The following is a 20,965-nucleotide window of genomic DNA, read 5'->3' as shown; positions in this document are numbered from 1 at the left end:
ACCGCGCCCATTGCGCTCATCCATGGCCTGGACCCCAGGGCGGCATTTGATGGTGTCCCGGCGGACGTGGATCCCCTTCTCGTGGCCTAGGTCCTGCTCAGCGTCCGGGTCACGCCCGCCACGACCGCGGTCGTCAGGACCCAGCCGATCGCGATCAGTGCGTACGCCAATCCCTGCACACCGCTCTGCGCCCAGTGCCAGTGGTCGCGTTGGCCCAGGCCGCCGATCGGCACCAGCAGGTCGAGGGTGTAGACGACCGGGTTGAACGGCGCGCCCTCGTCCTTCGTGTTCGCCACAGGGTTGTGTGCGGCGAACACGAGCGAGCCGACCAGCGTGAGCAGGGCCAGCCAGATCCCGGCGATCCACGGGCGGTAGCCGTATCCGACCGTGGAGTCGAGGAGCCAGCCCCAGGCTCGGCCCGCCGGGCCCAGCGTCGCCCGGCGGCACCGTTCTCGCACGAGCAGCACCCGCCGAGCCTCGTCCTCGTGCCCGCATCTGCGGTAGTGCGAGGCGAGTTGCTCGTACGGCTGCGGAACGTAGACGGGCTGGTGGCGCAGCCACGCCAGCCGGTTCTCGACGTCCTCGCGCCGGGTGGGCGCCGTATCGCCGAGCCAGCCGTACGTCAGCCCGTCCAGGCCCAGCGTCTTCGGCCAGGTCGAGGGGTGGTCCTGGATGCGGTCCGCGTGCGCGGTGCGCAGGTTCACGCCGCCCGCGGGCCGGTACCGGAACCGCAGGTCGAGTGCCCCGGCCTGCATCCCCACGCACATCAACGACGTGCCGGAGCCGAGAAGTTCGGCATCGTCGAAGGTCAGCAGGTCCGCTATCCGCACGCTGCGCAGCCGTATCCTGCCGTCGGTCGTGAACCCCCGTGACAGCCGTACGGTCGACGCCTTGAGCATGTCGCCCTGGAAGGCGAACGCGTCCGCCGCGCCCACCGTGATCCGCGCCCCGCGCATCCACAGCCCGCCGGACAACTCCGCCCCGGGGAAGCTGACTTCGCCCTCGGCGACGAACCCGTCCTCGCAGAACACGCCGCCCCGCGTCACCAGACCACCGGCATCCACCGCCATCAGCCCGGGCGCGATCAGCCGTGCCCCGTCGAGCCGGAGCGCTCCCGCGATGTCCGCGTGCACGAGTTCGAGGGCGTGCTGTCCGTCCCCGCCGATGGTCGAGCGGCGCAGGTCAAGTCGCCCGCCGAACCGTGCAGTCGGCGCCCGGAAGCCCGGCAGCGTGCAGTCGACGACGCTCACCCCGAGTGTCGTCGCCCCCTCCAGGCTGACGGCCTCGTCGAAGCGGCATGCCTCGAACCGCAGGGACCGCCGGATCTCCGTCCCGTCCAGCAGCAACGCCCCGGTGATGTGGGCACCGCGCAGGATGTACGGCTCGGCGCCCGCCGCCTCGTCGAGGATCTCCCGCCTGACACGTTCCGCGTCGACCGTCCGGTCGGGCTCAGGCGACACGGGCGGTGACGGACTCGGTCCAGGCGCCGGCCCCGTGCTCGAACCACGCGAGTGGGGCGGCGCTGTCGTACGGTCGGCTTGCGGTGGTCATCACGCTCCAGGCGGTCCATCCGGCAGGGTGCACTCTCTGCTGGAGACAGTGCCTAGGACCGCAGCATTCCACACCTCTCCCCGAACCGATCGGCGGTCACTGTCCCGGCGCGAGGATGTACGTGTTGAGGTTGCCCACCGTGGTCAGCGGGCTCGGGGAGCCGAGGTCGTAGCGGTCCACCGCAAGGTAGTTGGGCTTCTTGCGGGCGGCTGGTGTGCAGAAGTTCTGCGCCCGGTTGAGGAGTTTGCCGTTGTCCGTCTGCGCGGTCGAGCCGATGGTGTAGTCGCGGAAGTGGTTCATCACGAACAGCGGATGGAAGGCGGACGAGTCCGTGGTGAGGGGGCGGGTGTCCCAGCGGCTGTAGCAGGACCAGTCCGAGGCGCCGATTCCGCCGCCCATGGACCAGTAGTTCTCCACGGTCCACTCACGCTGGTACATCACCCCGAAGGTGTCGCGGGTGCTCCAGCCGCTCGCGGTGTCGCTCGCCCTGGTCCGGTCGCTGAAGATCAGCAGCTGTTTGCCGCGGGCGGCCAGGTCGGCCATGGCGGGCCAGCCCTTGGTGGCCACTCCCTCCTGGTCGGGCCGGTACAGCACGTCGGAGAGTCCGCTGACGGAGGCGAGGGAGGACTTCAGTACGTCGGAGGAGGCGTAGTCCTCCAGGAAGACGGTGGCGAACTGGCCCGGGTGGGCCTTGAGGAAGTCGACGAGGCGCTGCAGGTCGGTGGCGAGCGGGACGGGGCCGCTGACGCCGTCGCAGCTGTTGTGGCAGAGCACGGCCTGGCCGTTGACGGCGTAGTCGTCGAGCATGAATCCGCGTACGCCGTCGGCCAGTTGCCTGCTGATGCCGTAGTTCTGGTTGGGGAACCAGCTGACCGGCCACGTGGCGAAGTTGCCGTCGACCCCGTTGGCGAAGGCATTGTGCGCGGTCAGGAACGTGACCTGGTCCAGGGTGCGGGTGTCGGCGGAGGGCATCGCCGACGTCGCATAGCTGACCGGGGTGAGATACCAGCGGGCGAGGTCGCCGGCCGAACCGAGTTGGACGGCGCCGGCGTCGGAGACGGAGCCGGTGAGGTACTGCGAGGTTCCGGGGGCGGTGATCGCGTATGTGCTGTCGGCGCCGGAGGTGATCGTCCAGGTCGTGCCGTCCGCGCCGCAGGCGGCGGTGACGGCGGAGGTGCCGCTGCGGCCGAGGCAGGTGCCCGACTCGTCGGCGTTCTGCAGCTGGTAGCCGCCGCCGACCGCGACCGGGGTCCACTGCTGGTGGTCCTCGTTGCCCTTGGGATTGTGCGCGGCGACGGTGCCACCGGCGTCGGCGGCATTGCGGCCGGTGGTGTAGTTCTGCAGGTAGACCGAAGCGGCGGGGACCGCCGCCGAGGCCGTGCCGGGCAGCAGGGCGGGCGTGGACAGGGCGAGGGCGGCGGAACAGCACAGGACGCGCAGGGGGCGCAGGCGCACGGGGGGTTCCCTTCACTCCGGCACGGAGGTGCCGACGACACGGACGTGCCGACGATGACCGAGACATGACATATCCGGTGACACGTGCGCTACGCCAGATGCCGCGGGCGAATTACCGTCGGCATGCGGGTCATTGACAACCTGTCCCCCCGCTCGCCGCCCGCCATGTTTTACAGTGACTCTCACCTGACCTGGCATTTTAGGGACCTGCGAGGACACACGAGCCATGCCGACCGAAACGTTTGAGTTCCAAGTAGAGGCCCGTCAGCTGCTCCAGCTGATGATCCACTCGGTCTACTCGAACAAGGACGTCTTCCTGCGGGAACTCGTCTCCAACGCCTCCGACGCGCTCGACAAGCTGCGTCTGGACGCGCTGCGGGACGACAGCCTCGACGTCGACACCTCCGACCTGCACATCGAGATCGAGCTCGACCCCGACGCCCGTACGCTCACCGTGCGGGACAACGGCATCGGGATGTCGTACGACGAGGTCGGCAACCTCATCGGCACCATCGCCAACTCCGGGACGGCCGCCTTCCTCAAGGAGCTGAAGGAGGCCCAGGACGCCGCCGGGGCCGAGGGGCTCATCGGGCAGTTCGGCGTCGGCTTCTACTCCGGTTTCATGGTGGCCGACGAGATGACCCTGGTGACCCGGCGCGCGGGTGAAACCGGCGGCACCCGCTGGTCCTCGCGCGGCGAGGGCACCTACACCCTGGAGCGCGTCGACGACGCACCGCAGGGCACCGCTGTCACCCTCCACCTCAAGCCGGCCGATGCCGAGAACCAGCTGCACGACTACACCTCCACCTGGAAGATCAAGGAGATCGTCAAGCGGTACTCGGACTTCATCACCTGGCCGATCCGGCTGGTCCCGCAGCCGGGCGGCGACGGCGAGGACACGGCCGAGGCCGAGACGCTGAACTCGATGAAGGCCCTGTGGGCCCGCTCGCGCGACGAGGTCTCCGACGACGAGTACCACGAGCTGTACAAGCACGTCAGCCACGACTGGCGCGACCCCCTGGAGACCATCCGCCTGCAGGCCGAGGGCACCTTCGAGTACCAGGCCCTGCTCTTCCTGCCCGCGCACGCCCCGCACGACCTGTTCACCCGGGACTTCCGGCGCGGTCTGCAGCTCTACGTCAAGCGTGTGCTGATCATGGACGACTGCGAGGCACTGCTGCCGCCGTACCTCCGCTTCGTCAAGGGTGTCGTCGACGCACAGGACCTCTCGCTCAACGTCTCCCGCGAGATCCTCCAGCAGGACCGGCACATCCGGATGATCCAGCGCCGGCTGACCAAGAAGGTCCTGTCGTCGGTCAAGGAGATGAAGGCCAACGACCCCGACAAGTACACCGCGTTCTGGCGGGAGTTCGGCGCCGTCCTGAAGGAGGGGCTGTTCGGCGACCCCGACAACCGCGACGCCCTGCTCGCCGTCGCGTCCTTCGCCAGCACGCACTCCGAGGACGAGGCGACCACCCTCCGGCAGTACGTGGAGCGGATGAAGGACGGCCAGAACGACATCTACTACATGACCGGCGAGTCCCGGCAGAGCCTGGAGAACTCCCCGCACATGGAGGCGTTCCGGGCGCGTGGCGTCGAGGTCCTGCTGCTCACCGACCCGGTCGACGAGGTCTGGGTCGACGCGGTGGGCGAGTTCGAGGGCAAGGCGCTGCGGTCCGTCGCCAAGGGCGAGATCGACCTCGACGTCCAGGGCGACGAACAGGCCGAGGCCGAGCGGGAGAAGCAGACCGAGGCCTACGCCGGTCTGCTGGGCTGGCTGAAGGAGCAGCTGGCCGAGGACGTGAAGGACGTCCGCCTGTCGACGCGTCTGACCGTCTCCCCGGCCTGTGTCGTCTCCGATGCCCACGACCTGACCCCGGCGCTGGAGAACATGTACCGGGCCATGGGCCAGGAGGTCCCGCCCACCAAGCGGATCCTCGAGCTCAACGCCGCCCATCCGCTGGTGGAGGGCCTGAACCAGGCGTACCAGGAGCGCGAGGACCGCACCGAACTCGTGGAGACGGCCGAGCTGTTGCACGGTCTTGCCGTCCTCGCGGAGGGCGGCCAGCCCAAGGAGCCCGCCCGTTTCGTGAAGCTGGTGGCGGAGCGGCTGGAGCGCGGCCTGCACTGACGGGGGCTTCTCGCGGAGGCACTCGGCACGGCCGGTCCGTGCCGAGTGCCTGCCCTCAGGGGGCGCAGACCGCGAGGGAAAATGCGAACCGGGCTCGATGGAAACTTTCGCAGTGAGCGGCGGAGAAAATTGACATGAAGATGTGTCCGGAGCTACAGGCGCGTCGGTAAGCGATGCGAGAATGACGCGGCAACAGCTGTACGACGCTGCTCAACCGGCCTTCGTGCCAGGCCCGCGTCGGGCGTGAACGGTTCGATGATCGGGAAGGCCACCTTGGCGGACAACGCAGCAGACGGACCGGCGGTTCGGGAGCACGAGGAGCGTGACGCGCCCAAGTCGGTCACGATCGCGTACATCGCCGAGTCGGCGGGGGTATCGGTGCCGACCGTGTCCAAGGTGCTCAACGGTAAGTCGGGGGTGTCCGCGGAGACCCGTGCCCGCGTCGAGGAACTGATCAACCGCTACGGCTACCGCAAGCCCGCCGGAGCCGGCCGAAGCAACGTCGTCGAGCTGGTGTTCCGCGAGCTCGAGGACATGTGGGCGGTCGAGATCATCCGGGGTGTGGAGCGGGTGGCGCGCCGCCACCGCGTCGGCGTCATGGTCTCCGAGTTCGGCCTGCACGACAGCGGCGCGCCCGCCTGGGACGACACGGTCGCCCGGCGCCCGAACTGCGTGCTGTCGGTGGCGCAGCTCTCCGAGGCCGAACGCGAGCAACTGACCGCGAAGGGCATCCCGTTCGTCGTCTTCGACCCGATCATGGAGCTGCCGGACGACGTCCCGTACGTGGGCGCCACGAACTGGTCCGGCGGCCGCGCCGCGACCCGCCACCTCGCCGAACTCGGCCACCGGCGCATCGCGATGATCAGCGGCCCCGAGGGTCAGCTGTGCTGCTCCGCCCGGCTGGACGGATACCGCTCGGCGATGCAGGCCGCGGGCCTGCCGGTCGATCCGGAGATCGTCATGCATGCCGGCCTCACCCACGACGACGGCTACGAGGCGGCGCGCACGCTGCTGGCCCTGCCCGAACGCCCGACGGCGATCTTCGCCGCCAACGACCTCCAGGCCCTCGGTGTCTACCAGGCGGCGCGCGAGGCGGGCCTGCGCATCCCGGACGACCTGAGCGTGGTCGGCTTCGACGACCTGCCGGTGGTGGCCTGGGTGGATCCGCCGCTGACCACTGTCCACCAGCCCCTGACCGAGATGGCGGTGGCGGCGACCGAGATGGCGCTCACCCTCGGCCGCGGCGAGCAGGCGCCGCAGGCGGGACTGGAGATCGCGACGACCCTGACGGTCCGGGGGAGCACCGCTCCGTTGAAGTAGGACCCAGAGGGCTCCGAAACTTTCGTATCTCTGCCACGACACTTGCCAAGCGCTTTCAGCCTCGAGACCGTGGTGCGCGTCTCCCGCCCGCTCGTCATCCCGCCGGAGGGCACATGCGCAGGCTGGTTCAAAGACACCGCACCCGCCTGACCGGGCTTGTCGCAGCCGTCTCGCCGGCCGCGGCCGGCTCCGTCACGGCCGCCGGCCCGTCGGCGCAGGCCGCTTCCGCCGCGGTCACCGCCTCCGTGTCGGTGGACGCCGCCCGCACCCTGGCGAGCATCCAGACCGTCCCGGCCTACTCGATCGTGGTCGTACAACTCCACCGCAAGGGCTGAGCCGGCGCATGCCAACCCGGCGAGACACAGCCATGTGAACCTCAGCCATGTGAACCGCAGCCAGTGAACGCAGCCAGTGAACCAGTGAACCAGTGAAAGGACTCGATCAGGGTGTCGAGCAGGCCCGAGACGGGCACCACCACCGTCAACAACCCAGTCATCCCCGGTTTTCACCCCGATCCGAGCATCTGCCGGGTGGGCGAGGACTACTACCTCGCCTGCTCCAGCTTCGAGTACTTCCCCGGCGTACCCCTCTTCCACAGCCGGGACCTGGTGCACTGGACCCAGATCGGCAACGCACTGGACCGGCCGAGCCAGCTACGCCTGCCGCTCGACTCGCGCTCCTCGGGCGGGATCTACGCGCCCACCCTGCGCCACCACGACGGCCGCTTCTGGCTGATCGTCACCAATGTGAGCGCCGACGGCAACCTGCTGGTCACGGCCACCGACCCGGCGGGGCCCTGGTCGGATCCCATCCGGCTGTCCGGGGTGCACGGCATCGACCCGGACCTCGCCTGGGACGAGGACGGCACCTGCTGGTGCACCGTCGCCGGGGTCTCGCAGGTCCGCCTCGACCCGTACACGGGGGAGACCTTCGGGCCCGCGCGCAAACTCTGGTCCGGGATGCCCGGCGCCAAGGCCCCCGAGGCACCGCACCTGTACCGGATCGGCGACTACTGGTACCTGCTCATCGCCGAGGGCGGCACCGAGCGCTGCCACGGCGTCTCGATCGCCCGTGCCCGCACGCCCGACGGCCCCTTCGAGCCGTGCCCGGACAACCCGGTCCTCACCCACCGCGGCACCGACCACCCCATCCAGAACACCGGCCACGCCGACCTGGTCCAGGCACCGGACGGCTCCTGGTGGATGGTGCTCCTCGGAGTACGGCCGGGCGGCGGTACCCCGGGCTGGCATGTGCTGGGCCGCGAGACGTTCCTGGCACCGGTGACCTGGGTGGACGACTGGCCGGTCGTCGGTGAACTGTCCCTCGAGGCGCCGGCGCCTCCGTGGCCGCTGCAGCCGGGCCCCGTCCTGCCGGTCCGGGACGACTTCGACCTGAACGAACTGGCCCCGCACTGGGTCTCGTTGCGCCATCGCCCGGCGGAGGACTGCACCACCAAGGAACGGCCCGGATGGCTGACCCTGCGCGCCCGCGGAGCCTCGCTCGACGACACCGACGTGACGTTCGTCGGCCGGCGCCAGCAGCATCCGTCCTGCCGGGTGCGGACCCTGGTCGACGTGGGGGAGGGGCGCGGCGGCCTGGCCGTACGCCTCGACGAGCAGCACCACTACGACATCGAGGCGGCGTCCGGCGAGGTCGAAGTGCGGGCCCGCATCGGCCCGTTGAGCACAGTGGTGGCGTCCCGGCCGGTACCGCCCGGACCTGTGCTCCTCCGCATCGAGGTGACCGCCGTAGAGACGCTGAACGACGCGCGCACCGGCCCCGACACCGTCTCGATCGGCATCGAGGAACCGGACGGCACCTTCACGGAACTCACCTCGCTCGACGGCAAATACCTGTCCACGGAGGTCGCCGGCGGCTTCACCGGCCGCGTCTTCGGAATGTTCGCCTCAACCGGCGCCGTCCACTTCGACTGGTTCGACTACGAGCCGCTCGACCGCTGAAGGCGGGCCCTGCCCGGCCTGGGGGGAGGGGCGGTCGGAAAATGCGAAGCGTGGTGTGGCGCGTGTTGGCACACTGCGTCGGTGACTGGTTCCGCATCGCCTCAACTGCTTCGCCCTCGTGCACTGCGGCCCGGAGATCTCGTCGTCATCGCGGCGCTGTCCGGGCCGTTGCATGCCGCCTACGAGCCCGACCTCGAGCAGGCGGAGGCCGTGCTCGGGCGGATGGGATTCCGGGTGCGCCGGGCGCCGCTGCTCGAGGCAGGGCGGCACCGTTGGTGGAGCGCGGCCACACCGGCGGAGATCGCCGAGGAGCTCAACGGTCTGCTGCGTGATCCCCAGGTGCGCGCGATCGTCGCGCATGACGGCGGCCAGACGGTTTTCGGTTACCTCGACCTGATCGACTTCGACGCGATCACGGCCGACCCCAAGCCGATCCTCGGCTACAGCGACATCTCCCTGCTGCATCTGGTGCTCCATGCGCGCACGGGTCTGGTCGGCTTCCATGCCGACGTGGCCACCCGTGGACTCGGCGGGTACTGGCAGGCCGCGCCCGCAGCACGCCGAGCGGAACTCGAAAGGCTCTACTGGGCGCTGCTGACCGGCAGCGAGGCGATCGGTGCGCTGGGGGCCACTTCGTCTTGGGAGTGCTGGCGAGCCGGTCGCACCGAAGGCCGGCTGATCGGCGGGGTGATCAACCGCATCGCGCTGGTGCAGGCGACGCCCTTCGCGCTGCCGCTCGAACGGTTCGACGGCGCGGTGCTGTTCTGGGAGGAGGCGGGCGGCCAGGCATCGTATGTGTGGAGCTACCTGCAGGTGCTGCGGCACTCAGGCATTCTCGATCGGATCTCCGGCATGGTCGTGGGCGTTCCGCACGCGATCGACGGGCTCGCCGCACCCGGCGGCCACGACGCGTACCCGACCCTGGCCGAGATCGTCCTCGACGTCCTCGGCGACCGTGACATCCCGGTCCTGGGCAACGTCGAGTTCGGACACGCCGGCCCGAATCTCCCGATGCCGATCGGCATCCGCGTCGCCCTTGATGCGCAGCAGCGGACATTGTCGCTGCTCGAACCTGCGGTACGGCCGTGACGGAGGACCCTGACTGGGCAGGGCTCTGAGGGTCGTCGCCTTCCGCAACGCACCGGGCCCGCCGACCTGAGGTCGGCGGGCCCGGCTGACGGAGAGGCGAAGTCCCCTGCTCTGGTGGTCAGTTGATGCGGACGATCTGCAACCCGACCCACGTACTGGACTGGCGCCGCTTCTGCTCGGAGGAACTGCTGGCGCTGTTCACGGCCGAACGCGACGTGTTGCGCCGCACCGCCCCCGGCAACCCGGCCACCACCAACTTCATGGTCAACTTCAGCATCGAGGCGCTGGACTACTGGCGTTGGGCGCCCGAGCTGGACATCGTCTCCAATGACCACTACCTGCGTTCCACCGACCCGGAATCGGAGATCGACATCGCTCTCTGCGGTGACTTGGTCCGTTCCATGGCCGGTGGTCCCTGGCTTCTGATGGAGCACTCCGCGGGAGCCGTCAACTGGCAGCCCGTGAACCGCGCCAAGAGGCCCGGCGAGATGCGCCGCAAGGCCCTCGCTCACGTCGCCCACGGCGCCGACGGCATCGCCTTCTTCCAGTGGCGCGCGGCGAAGGCGGGCGCCGAGCAGTGGCACTCGGCGATGCTGCCGCACGCGGGCACGGACAGCCAGATCTGGCAGGACGTCGTCCAACTCGGCGCCGACCTGCAGGCGTTGGCCGAGGTCCGCGGCAGCACCACCCCCGCCCAGGTCGCCGTCGTCTGGGAGTGGGACGCCCGCTGGGCCCTGGAGCAGCCCTCCCAGCCCAGCGGCGAACTGCGATTCGTGGACCTGATCAGGGACTGGTACACGCCGCTGTGGAAGGCCGGAGTGGCTGTCGACTTCATACGGCCCCGACACTCCGGACCTCGACCGCTACCAGCTCGTCCTCGCCCCCAGCCTGTACCTGGTCGACGACGCGGGCGCCGCCCATCTCGCCGCGTTCGTGGAACGGGACGGCGCCCTGGCCGTGGGCTTCCACAGCGGCGCGGTCGACGAGAACTGCCATGTGCGCCTTGGCGGTTACCCCGGCGCCTTCCGGGAGATCCTCGGGGCGCGCGCAGACGAGCTCTTCCCTCTGCTGCCGGGGCAGTCGGTCGGTCTTTCCGGCCAGGTGCCCCAGGGCGCGACCGCCGACCTGTGGACCGAACGCCTCCGGCTCACCGGGGCGGAGGCCGTCGCGATGTACGCCGACGGACCGTTGGCCGGCGTGCCCGCCATCACCCGCCACGCCTACGGGAGCGGAACCGCCTGGTACCTCGCCACCCATCCGGACCCCGGCACCCTGGCCGCCGTCCTGCAGCGCATCGGCCAGGAGGCGGGCGTACGGCCGGAGCATGCGGCACCGGCCGGCATCGAGGTGGCCCGACGGCGCGGCCCCGCCGCCGACTACCTCTTCCTCATCGACCACGCCGGTCACGGTGCCGAGGTGCCCGCCAAAGGAGTCGAACTCCTCACGGGCAAACCGGTCGTCGGCTCGGTCACCGTCCCCGAAGGAGGCGTCGCCGTGGTCCGTACGGAACGCCTTGCGTGAGCAGGCGGGGCGGCCCAGCGGGTGACTACGGTGCCTTCTCGTAGAGAGTGACCATGCATGCGCCGCCCAGGCCGATGTTGTGCTGGAGCGCCGCCCTCACATTGTCGACCTGGCGTGGGCCGGCTTGGCCTCGCTGTTGGCGTCCACGTGCGGGTGCGCAAAAAGGGGGAGGCTTTCAACCCTGGGCACGCGCAACCGGGGGACGGATCCTCCCCCCTCGCCCGATGGGTGCAAAAAAGCAAAGGCAAGGAGAGATCTCTCCTTGCCATGCTCAACTTATAGCGCACTGGGGGGCTTGCCGCAAGGCCCCGGTCACCGTGCAGAATCGTCGGCCGGTGCCACAAACTGCGGAAACGGGGAGCAAGTAGTGACCGAGCAGTACGTGCTGGACCTGCAGGACGTCGACGAGACGCGGGTCGCGGTCGTCGGCGGCAAGGGCGCACATTTGGGTGGGCTGTCGCGGATCGAAGGCATCCGCGTACCGGGCGGACTCTGTGTGACGACCCACGCCTTCCGCCGGATCATGGCGCAGGCACCGTCGATCGACGACCGGCTCGATGAGCTGTCGCGCACCCACCCGGACGACCGGGAGGCGATCCGCACGCTCAGCGCGCAGATCCGCCGCACCATCGAAGAGATCGCCGTCCCGGCCGATCTCGCGGCGGCGATCACCCGTGCGCTGGGCCGACTCGGCGAGCAAGCCGCGTACGCCGTCCGGTCCAGCGCGACGGCGGAGGACCTGCCGACGGCCTCGTTCGCCGGTCAGCAGGACACCTACCTCAACGTGATGGGGCCGACGGCGGTTCTGCAGCACGTCAGCCGGTGCTGGGCCTCGCTGTTCACCGAGCGGGCCGTGACCTACCGTCAGCGCAACGGCATCGACCACCGCACGGTCCTCATGGCCGTGGTGGTGCAACGGATGGTCTTCGCGGATGCGGCCGGCATCCTGTTCACCGCCGACCCGGTCACGGGCAACCGGAAGGTCGCCACCGTGGACGCCGGCTTCGGCCTCGGCGAGGCCTTGGTCTCCGGCCTGGTGAACCCGGACGTCTACAAAGTGCGAGGCGGCGAAGTAGTCGCGAGGACGATCGCCGCAAAACAGCGTGCCGTCCAGGCCCTGCCGGCCGGCGGTACGCAGGAAGTGGCGATCGATGCGCAGCGCCAGGAGCAGCCGGCGCTCACGGATGCGCAGGTCGTCCAACTCGTGCGGCTCGGGCGGCGGATCGAGGCGCACTTCGGGCGCCCGCAGGACATCGAATGGTGCCTGGCCGACGATGGCTTCCAGATCGTTCAGAGCCGGCCGATCACCACGCTGTTCCCCGTCCCGGAGCGGGACGACGAGGAGAATCACGTCTACCTGTCCGTCGGCCATCAGCAGATGATGACCGACCCCATGAAGCCCCTGGGCATCTCCGTGTGGCAGCTGACGGCCATGGCACCGATGCTCGAGGCCGGCGGGAGGCTGTTCGTCGACGCCACGCGGCGCCTGGCCGCGCCCGCGAGCCGCACGGCCCTGCTGGACCTTGTCGGCAGAGGCGATCCACTGATCAGGGACGCCCTGGAAACCGTCCTGGAGCGCGGCGACTTCGTCCCGTCGCTCCCCGATGCGGATCCCGTCGGGCCGCCTGCCGGTGGTGCGTCCGCCCCGGCCGAGGCCGATCCGGCCATCGTCGGCGAATTGATCGAGCGCAGTCGGACGTCCATCGCCGCCCTGGAGCGCGACATCCGTACCAGGACCGGACCGGCGCTGTTCGACTTCCTGCTGGAGGCCTTCGAGGAGCACAAGCGAGTCCTCGGTGATCCCCTGAACATGCAGGCGATCATGGCAGGGATGGAGGCCACGTGGTGGCTCAACGACAAGCTGGAGGAATGGCTGGGCGAGAAGAACGCGGCCGACACGCTCACGCTGTCCGCCCCCGACAACGTCACCTCGGAGATGGGTCTGGCCCTGCTCGACGTCGCCGACGTGATCCGTCCGCATCCGGAGGTGGTGGCGTTCCTGCAGGGCGTCGAGGACGACGGCTTCCTGGACGAACTGGGGAAGCTCCCGGGCGGTGCCGAAGCGCGCGATGCCATCGAGGCCTACCTCGACCGGTACGGCATGCGCTGCGTCGGCGAGATCGACATCACGAGGCCGCGTTGGCGCGAGCGCCCCAGCACGCTGGTGCCCGTGATCCTCGACAACGTCAGGAACTTCGAACCGGGCGCCGCCGAGCGGCGTTTCGAGCAGGGGCGGCAGAAGGCGCAGCAGAAGGAACAGGAGGTGTTGTCACGCTTGCGGGCCCTGCCGGACGGGGACCGGAAGGCCGACGAGACCAAGCGGATGATCGACCAGGTCCGAGCCTTCATCGGGTACCGGGAGTACCCGAAGTACGGCGTCATCAGCCGCTACTTCGTCTACAAGCAGGCCCTGCTGGCGGAGGCCGAGCGACTCGTGCAGGCAGGCGTGCTCCCTGAGCGGGAGGACATCTTCTACCTCACGTTCCAGGAGCTCCACGACGTCGTGCGCTCGCACCAGGTGGATGACCGGCTCATCCAGCAGCGCAAGAACGCGTTCCGGTCCTACCAGGCGCTCACACCGCCCCGGGTCCTCACCTCGGACGGCGAGGCCCTCACCGGGGCGTACCGGCGCGACGACGTGCCGGCCGGAGCCCTGATCGGGCTGCCGGTGTCCGTCGGGACCGTCGAGGGAAGGGCCCGCGTCATCCTGGACATGGCGCAGGCGGAGCTCGAAGCGGGCGACATCCTGATCACGCCCTTCACCGACCCCAGTTGGTCACCGCTGTTCGTCGGCATCGCGGGCCTGGTGACGGAGGTGGGCGGCCTGATGACCCATGGCGCAGTGATCGCCCGCGAGTACGGTTTGCCGGCCGTCGTCGGCGTGGAGCAGGCCACCCGCCTGATCCGGGACGGTCAGCGGATCCGCGTGCACGGAACCGACGGGTACGTCGAGATCCTGTCTTGATGCCCCCTCAGCCGGTGTGAAGGATCCGAAAGCGATCTGGCTGCCCCGGATCCCGGTCGACGACCTGGATCGGGGGCTCGGCCCATTGCCACACGCCGATGCCGGGCACGCGGGAGAACCGGATCAGCCCGCGGGTGCCTTCGACTGCGAGGCGCGGCCAGGATTCGGCGATGCGTGCCCGGTCCACGCCGTGCGAGCGCAGCACTTCGGTGAGGACGGCGATCGTGTCGTAGCCCTCGAAGGCGACGAAGGAGGGCGCTTCGCTGAGCCGTTCGCGAAGGGCCTTCTCGACCCGTGCGCCGAGAGGGCTCAGCCGCTCGGGCAGATAGCGCAGGAACGGGATCGCGGCGCCGTCGTCGCCCAGCAGCGTCGCCCATTCCGTGAACTCCGGTTGCCCGGCCGGAGCACCCATCATGATCCCGGCGAGGCGCCGGTCACGGCGGACGGACTGGACGAGCGGCACGGCCGGCTCCGGGTGGCCGACCAGAAGAAGGAGTGCGGTGGCACGATGCTCGACGAGTTCGTCGCACACGTCCGCCGGGGTGACCGCGCTCATGTGGAGCTCGATGACGGTGCCGCCGCGTGCAGCGAGGTACTCGCGCAGAATGCGTGTCCCGGTGGCCCAGTAGACGCTCGGCTGGGCCGCCACGGCGATACGACTGTGGCCCGCGCCGAGGAGGAAGTCCGCGTACGTCCGCCAGCCCCGCGACTGAGGCGGGGAGAGGCGCGCGACCCAGTGCGTCGGCTGTTCGGCGAGCGCGTCGAGAACCGCTGACGAGCAGAGGTACGGCAGACCGAGGGCGTCGGACCTGGCGGCAGCGGCGCGAGCGACGACGCTGTGATACTCACCCGCCAGGGCAATCACGCCCAGTCCGGCCAGTTCGTCCACGGCAGCAGCGGCCCTGTGCGGATCAGCCGCGGTGTCCCGGACCACCAGCTCGAGTGGTCTTCCGCCGATCCCGCCGGACTCATTGACGTGATGGGCGGCCAACTCGAGCCCAGCGAGCAGGTGTTGGCCTGCCTCGACCCAGCCGGGCCGAGTCAGCGGAACGAGAGCGCCGATCCGGACGGACGATCCGTCAGTCGGCTGGGCTCCAGGTGCCGATGCGTGCGTGTTCATGCGGAGGACTCTCCCGAGCGACGATGCCGCCGCGGTGGGCCGGGGTGGCACGGGTTCATCTCATCCCGCCGCGGCGGGCGTGGCGTGCCTCTCGGAGGAGCAGCTCCATCAAGCCGGGGAAGCGACTGTCCAGGTCTTCGCGGCGGAGGCTGTTCATGCGGCGGACGCCCACGTCGTGCTGGCGTATGACGCCGGCCTTGCGCAGCACACGGAAGTGACGGGTGCCCGCCGACTTGGCCACCGGCAGAGCGAACTCGGTGCAGGGAACCTCGTCGGCCCGGTCGGCCAGTTTGACGACGATGCTCAGTCGCACCGGGTCGGTCAGCGCCGACAGCACCTGGAAGAGATGACTACCACCTTCGACCACGAGGCGCCTGCCTCGGGAAAACAGACTCGGGCCGCCGCGGCTCACATGCCGTGCGCTGGTGGGTGCTTGTCGTCCTGGGCGTGGCGCAGCTCATGGTCACGGTCGATGCGACCGTCGTGAACATCGCACTGCCCGCAGCGCAACATGACCTCCGTTTCAGCGACGGCAGCCGGCAGTGGGTCATCACGGGCTACGCCCTGGCATTCGGCAGCCTGCTGCTGCTCGGTGGCCGGCTAGGCGACCTGTTCGGCCGACGCACCACCTTCCTGACCGGCCTGGTCGGTTTCGCGGGCGCCTCCGTCCTCGGCGGCGCGGCCACCAACTTCGACATCCTCGTCACGGCACGGGTGGCCCAGGGGCTCTTCGCCGCGTTGCTCGCGCCCGCGGCACTCTCACTGCTCAGTGTGACCTTCACCGACCCGACCGAGAGGCCGAAGGCGTTCGGCATCTTCAGCGCGTTGGCCGGTGCGGGCGGCGCGGTCGGGCTGCTGCTCGGCGGCATGCTCACCGAGTGGGCGTCGTGGCGCTGGGTGATGTACGTGAACGTCGTCTTCGCGGCCGTCGCGCTGGTCGGTGCGGTGCTCCTGCTGGCGAAGCCCGCGGTCACCGAGCGGCCCAAGCTCGACATTCCCGGCACCGCCGTGGTGAGTGCGGCGCTGTTCGCCATCGTCTACGGATTCGCCCACGTCGAGTCCACCAGCTGGACCAACCCGCTCTCGCTCGGCTCCATGATCGTCGGCGCGGTGCTGCTCGCGGTGTTCGTATGGCTGGAGTCCAGGGTCGCGCATCCCCTGCTGCCACTGCGACTCGTGCTGGACCGGACCCGCGGTGGTTCGTTCCTGGCGGTGTTCGTCATAGGCATGGGGATGTTTTCGATCTTCCTGTTCCTGACCTACTACCTGGAGGCCGGCATCGGGTACTCGCCGATCAAGACCGGTCTGGCGTTCCTGCCGATGGTCGCGGGCATCGTCACCGCGTCGACCACGGCGCCCGCGCTGCTGCTGCCCAGGGTCGGCCCGAGGATCGTGATCAGTACAGGTTTCCTGGTCGCCGCATCCGGTATGGCCCTGCTGACCCAGCTGAAGCTGGACAGCACCTACGTCGCCCACATCATGCCCGGGCTGATCGTGCTGGGGCTCGGCCTCGGGGGAGTGATGACCACCGCCTTCCAGGGCGCGACCGCAGGTATCCATCACGGGGATTCGGGCGTCGCCTCGGCGCTGATCAACACCGGCCAGCAGGTGGGTGGCTCGATCAGCACGGCCCTGCTGACCACCGTCGCCTCGTCGGCCACGACCGACTACCTGTCCCCGCACAAGCCCGGCGCGCTGACCGTGGCACAGGCCGGAGTCGAGGGCTACACGGCGACCCTGGCGTGGGGCGCAGGTTTCTTCGTGGTCGGTGCCGTGCTCGCGGCATTCCTGATACCGAATACGGCTCTGGCGCCTTCGGAGGGCGAGCCCGTGGTCGCGCACTGAGCCTGAATCACGGGGCATTGCTCCACACACACCATCAGGGGTTCGGCGACGATCTCTTCCCAAGGCTGTCGCCGAGCCTCTGCACGCCTTCCGGGCCGGTGCTGACGCAGACGGGGCTACGCGGCGAATGCGCCACCCTCTGACCGAACCGCGCCCCCGCCGACCAACACCAAGGGCGGCCCCCGCTCTCACGGAGCCTCAAGCGTCCAAGTCCATCGCGCCCTGGGGGTCTTGACGTTCGGTCTGAGGGTGCCGGCGCCGGCCCGGCGCTCCTCGGACGCAGAGCGAGGACCACGGCGGCGCTACCCTCCCGTGTCATGCAGCAGACGCGCCTCGACACTGCTCGGATCAGGGCCGCCCGCCGGATGATCGACCCAGTTTTTCTCGACACCCCGCTGTACCGCTGCGAGGCGCTGGAGCCGGGCCTCGGCTGCGCGGTGAGCATCAAGCTGGAGACGGCGAACCCGGTCCGCAGCTTCAAGGCCCGCGGCACCGAGGTGGTCGCGAGTCTGCTCGCCGGCAAGCGCTCGCGCGCCGTGGTGTGCGCCAGCGCGGGCAACCTCGGCCAGGCCCTCGCCTGGTCCGGCCGCGGCCGCGGGCTCGACGTCACCGTCGTGGCCTCCCGCTTCGCGACCGCGGCCAAGCTCGATCGCATCCGCGCCCTGGGCGCCACGCTGGAACTGGTGGACGGCGACCACGAGTCGGCCCGCGAGCGGGCGGCGGCCATCGCGCGCAACGAGGGCATCCGGCTGCTCGAGGACAGCCTGGATCTCGAGACCTGCGAGGGCGCGGCGACCATCGGCCTGGAACTGGTGGAGGCGATGCCGTCGTTCGACGCCGTCCTGATCGCTCTTGGCGGCGGGGCACTGGCCACCGGTGTGGGGCATGTGGTGAAGGCCCTGGCACCCGCGGTCGAGGTGATCTGCGTCCAGCCGCTGGGCGCGCCGGCGATGACACGGTCGTGGCACAGTCGGCTCGTCGTCACCACCGACTCGACCGACACCATCGCCGACGGCGTCGCCGGCCGGTATCCCATCCCCGCCGTCCTGGACGACCTCCTGCTGGTCGCCGACGACGCGGTGCTGGTTCGGGAGGCGTCGATCGTCGCCGGTATGCGGATGCTTTTCGAATACGCCGGCCTGGTCGTCGAACCGTCGGCCGCGCTCGGCATCGCGGCCGTCCTCGAAGACCGTGACCGCTTCGCCGGCCGCCATGTGGTCACCATCGTGTGCGGCAGCAATGTCGACGTGGACGCCTTTCACCGCTGGATCGGCACGGCGCCCGGCCGCGGGAGTTGATGCGGCGTCTGCCGGGCCGTACGACCCGGCAGACGTGCCCCGTCACACCGGCACGCCGCTACCTGCGCCGGCCCGCAGGATCATGCGCGACCGAGTTCCGGCCCTGTCCGGCGGCCGGGTCGGAACCCTTGGATCCGGTGTCCGCGTCCGCCGCTGCCTCCGCCCTGTCCCCGTGGCCCGGCCACCACGCCGCATGGCCGATGAGCGCCGTAAGGCTCGGGGTGAAGAACATCGCCATCACGAAGGCCGCGACCGCGATGCCGAAGGAGACCGCGAAGCCCATCTCCGTGAGCAGTGCATTGCCCGCCAGCATCATCGTGGCGAAGGTCGCCGCCAGGATGAAGCCCGCGGCGGCCACCGTCGGCCCGGCGTGCCGGAGCGCCATGCCGGCCGCCTCACGCGGGTCGCGGCCCTCCCGGGCCTCCTCGCGCAGCCGGGCGATCATCAGGATGTTGTAGTCGGTGCCGATGGCGACCACGAAGAGATACATGATCACCGGGAGCATGAACATCAGTCCGGAGTGCCCTTGCCCCTCCTGGAAGATCCACACCGTGGCGCCGAGGGTGGCGCCGAAGCCCAGCCCCACGGAGGCGATCAGATACCAGGGTGCGACCACGCTGCGCAGCAGCAGCCCCAGGATGACCATGATCAGGGCGGCGGCGACGGGGAAGACCGTCCGGTAGTCGTGGTTGACCGCGGTGTTGATGTCCTTGAAGATCGAGGACATGCCGCCGACGAGTGCTTCGGTGCCGTCGGGAGCGTCGGCGTGCGCGACGTCGCGCACCCTGCCCACGGCGTCGATCGCCTTGTCCGTCGAGGCCTCGTACTTGAGCGTGACGGTGAAGTCGGCGGTCGTGCCGTCCTTGCTCACCTGGGACATCCGGGCGCTCGCCACGCCGTCCACAGCCCCGAGCTTCGAGGCGTACGCGGTGAAGCCGGCCCTGTCGAGCGGCTTGCCGTCGGTGCTGGACAGATAGACGTCGGTGGGGGCGGCGGCGCCCGCCGAGTACGCCTTCTGCATCTCGTCCTGGACGACCATGGACTCCTTGGTCTTGGGCATCGAGCCCGACGCCAGGTCGAACGTGGCCTTGTAGCCGAGCGTCCCCAGCGACAGCGCGATCAGGACCAGGCCGGATGCCACCGCGGTGAGTGCCGGGCGGCGCTGCACACCCCGGCCGAGGGCGGCGAACCGGGCGTTGTCCGGCTCGCGCTGCCAGGACTTCGAGGGCCAGAAGACCTTCGGCCCGATGAGCGACACCACGGCCGGGATCAGGGTCAGGCCCGCGACCAGGGTGGCGGCGACCGCGATGGCGAGCGCCGGGCCCATCTGCTTGAGGAAGCCCAGAGTTGACAGTGCCAGCGCGAGGAAGGCGATGACGACCGCCCCGGCCGCCGAGGCGATGGCCTCGCCGACCCGCGCGACCGCGTTGACCATGGCCTGCTTGGGTTCGTCGCCGGCGCGCAGACGTTCCCGGTAGCGGAACATCAAGAACAGGAAGTAGTCCGTGCCCACGCCGAACAGCACGACGATCAGGATCGACGAGATCGAACTGTTGGCCTGCAGGTCGAACAGCTTGGTGGCGTACGCGATCAGCCCGTTGGCGATCGCCGACACCAGGCCGATCAGGACCAGGGGGAGTACGGCCAGGATCGGCGCCCGGAAGATGATCAGCAGCGTCACCAGAATGATCACGAAGGTGCCGATGCCGATCAGGGCCTGACCGCGCTTGGACGAATCCTGCTGGTCGAGGGCCTGCGCGGCGGAGCCGCCCAGCTTGACGTCAAGGTGCGTGCCCTTGGCGAGCGCCTTGACGTCCTCGCGCAAAACCTTGGCCGCGTCGGCCTGTTTGGGCTGGCCGGCGTTCTTGCTGTCCATCTGGACCAGGGTCAGGTCATACCTGCCGTCCTTGGACGGCTGGCCGGGGACGACCTTCTGTACCTGGTCGATGTGCTTCTTGCCCAGTTCGGTGGTGATCCGGGCGACATCCTGCTTGTCCTGGGCGGTCAGTGTGCCGCCGTCGGTGCGCTGGTACAGCGCTATCGCGGACGGGGTGAAGGCGCTGGGGAACGCCCTCTGCTGGAGATCCGCCGCTTTGATCGACTCGTAACTCTTCGGCAGAAAGCTGCTCTCGTCACTGTTCGAGGGCAGGCTCGGCGCGGTGGCGACGATCGCCACCGCCGCGATCAGCCATGCCACGATCGTCCAGACGGGATGTCGGACGACCGTGGTGCCAATACGTCGGAACATGCGGAAGGTCCTCCTGGATAGGAAGATCACCGCAGCCCGGGGAGCGGTCCCTGGCATCGGCGACCCCGACCGGCCCGCATCCAACGCGCCGGTCGAATAGTTGTCTTGGGCTTATATGGTAGTGATCGGACCACATCGGCCCCTCAGAGGACGGCGGTCGCGGGTCGGCCAATTACCCGTGCTTTTCGGCCCCGTTGCCCGCTCGCCCGCTCAACGCCCGGGCCAGGCCCAGGAGATGCCCGGCTCACGGCTTCGCGTCACGCGCTTCAGGCGGAGCGGCACCGCCCTGCTGCACGGCCGCGACCAGGGTGTCCAGCTGCCCGCGGACTCGGGCGGCGATACGCGGTCGGCGCCGCCTCCCTCTCCAGCACGACCACGTGCACCCCGTGCAGCCGCAACTCGGCCGCCACCCGGTCGGCCCGCCCCCGGCAATGATCACGTCGATCATGAACCCCACCCAG

Annotated in this window: 13 protein-coding genes and 2 pseudogenes; 9 read left to right on the top strand and 6 right to left on the bottom strand. The window is 69.7% G+C overall.

Features of this window, described 5'->3' with window-relative positions:
* Positions 1-86 precede the first annotated feature (86 nt).
* Both ACWCRD_RS15960 and ACWCRD_RS15955 read right to left on the bottom strand, forming a co-directional pair.
* The gene (locus ACWCRD_RS15960) at positions 87-1,460 is read right to left on the bottom strand and encodes an oxidoreductase (protein ID WP_450966405.1); all 1,374 of its coding nucleotides are present in this window, start codon (positions 1,458-1,460) and stop codon (positions 87-89) included.
* 187 nt (positions 1,461-1,647) lie between these two features.
* Positions 1,648-3,000 carry an RICIN domain-containing protein gene (locus ACWCRD_RS15955; RefSeq protein WP_450966634.1) on the bottom strand — a complete coding sequence of 451 codons (1,353 nt, stop codon included), beginning with the start codon at positions 2,998-3,000 and terminating at the stop codon, positions 1,648-1,650.
* Between the two features lie 232 nt (positions 3,001-3,232).
* On the opposite strand from ACWCRD_RS15955, the gene htpG reads away from it, so the two are divergent.
* The 7 genes and pseudogenes from htpG to rph all read left to right on the top strand — a co-directional run bounded on the left by htpG (position 3,233) and on the right by rph (position 13,993).
* On the top strand, positions 3,233-5,137 hold the full coding sequence (htpG, locus tag ACWCRD_RS15950; RefSeq protein ID WP_450966404.1) for a molecular chaperone HtpG: 1,905 nt from the start codon (positions 3,233-3,235) through the stop codon (positions 5,135-5,137).
* Between the two features lie 255 nt (positions 5,138-5,392).
* Positions 5,393-6,457: a LacI family DNA-binding transcriptional regulator gene (locus tag ACWCRD_RS15945; protein ID WP_450966403.1), complete on the top strand. Its 1,065-nt coding sequence runs from the start codon at positions 5,393-5,395 to the stop codon at positions 6,455-6,457.
* A gap of 113 nt (positions 6,458-6,570) precedes the next feature.
* A complete protein-coding gene (locus ACWCRD_RS15940) occupies positions 6,571-6,792 on the top strand; it encodes a hypothetical protein (protein ID WP_450966402.1) in 222 nt (73 codons plus the stop codon).
* A 111-nt stretch (positions 6,793-6,903) separates the two neighbouring features.
* On the top strand, positions 6,904-8,418 hold the full coding sequence (locus ACWCRD_RS15935) for a glycoside hydrolase family 43 protein (protein ID WP_450966401.1): 1,515 nt from the start codon (positions 6,904-6,906) through the stop codon (positions 8,416-8,418).
* An 81-nt stretch (positions 8,419-8,499) separates the two neighbouring features.
* Positions 8,500-9,507, top strand: a complete 1,008-nt coding sequence (locus ACWCRD_RS15930; RefSeq protein WP_450966400.1) for a S66 peptidase family protein — start codon at positions 8,500-8,502, stop codon at positions 9,505-9,507.
* A gap of 140 nt (positions 9,508-9,647) precedes the next feature.
* Positions 9,648-11,028: pseudogene (locus ACWCRD_RS15925) on the top strand (beta-galactosidase); the annotation flags it as partial.
* Positions 11,029-11,395: 367 nt separating this feature from the next.
* Entirely contained in the window at positions 11,396-13,993 is a 2,598-nt protein-coding gene (gene rph / locus ACWCRD_RS15920; protein WP_450966633.1) for a rifamycin-inactivating phosphotransferase, read from the top strand.
* A 7-nt stretch (positions 13,994-14,000) separates the two neighbouring features.
* Here rph and ACWCRD_RS15915 read toward each other — a convergent pair whose 3' ends face one another.
* Together ACWCRD_RS15915 and ACWCRD_RS15910 are read right to left on the bottom strand one after the other, a co-directional pair.
* The gene (locus ACWCRD_RS15915) at positions 14,001-15,113 is read right to left on the bottom strand and encodes an ABC transporter substrate-binding protein (RefSeq protein ID WP_450966399.1); all 1,113 of its coding nucleotides are present in this window, start codon (positions 15,111-15,113) and stop codon (positions 14,001-14,003) included.
* A 55-nt stretch (positions 15,114-15,168) separates the two neighbouring features.
* Positions 15,169-15,480, bottom strand: a complete 312-nt coding sequence (locus tag ACWCRD_RS15910) for an ArsR/SmtB family transcription factor (RefSeq protein ID WP_450966398.1) — start codon at positions 15,478-15,480, stop codon at positions 15,169-15,171.
* Positions 15,481-15,572: 92 nt separating this feature from the next.
* Between ACWCRD_RS15910 and ACWCRD_RS15905 the strand changes: the two genes are divergently transcribed.
* Positions 15,573-16,958: an MFS transporter gene (locus ACWCRD_RS15905; RefSeq protein ID WP_450966632.1), complete on the top strand. Its 1,386-nt coding sequence runs from the start codon at positions 15,573-15,575 to the stop codon at positions 16,956-16,958.
* Between the two features lie 317 nt (positions 16,959-17,275).
* On the top strand, positions 17,276-18,256 hold the full coding sequence (locus tag ACWCRD_RS15900) for a threonine ammonia-lyase (RefSeq protein WP_450966397.1): 981 nt from the start codon (positions 17,276-17,278) through the stop codon (positions 18,254-18,256).
* A gap of 58 nt (positions 18,257-18,314) precedes the next feature.
* Here ACWCRD_RS15900 and ACWCRD_RS15895 read toward each other — a convergent pair whose 3' ends face one another.
* A complete protein-coding gene (locus ACWCRD_RS15895) occupies positions 18,315-20,504 on the bottom strand; it encodes an MMPL family transporter (RefSeq protein WP_450966396.1) in 2,190 nt (729 codons plus the stop codon).
* A gap of 332 nt (positions 20,505-20,836) precedes the next feature.
* Positions 20,837-20,952, bottom strand: a pseudogene (locus tag ACWCRD_RS15890) (FAD-dependent monooxygenase); the annotation flags it as partial.
* Positions 20,953-20,965 lie beyond the last annotated feature (13 nt).

Source organism: Streptomyces sp. NPDC002092 (assembly GCF_053593775.1).
This window is presented reverse-complemented; position numbering and strand designations above follow the sequence as displayed.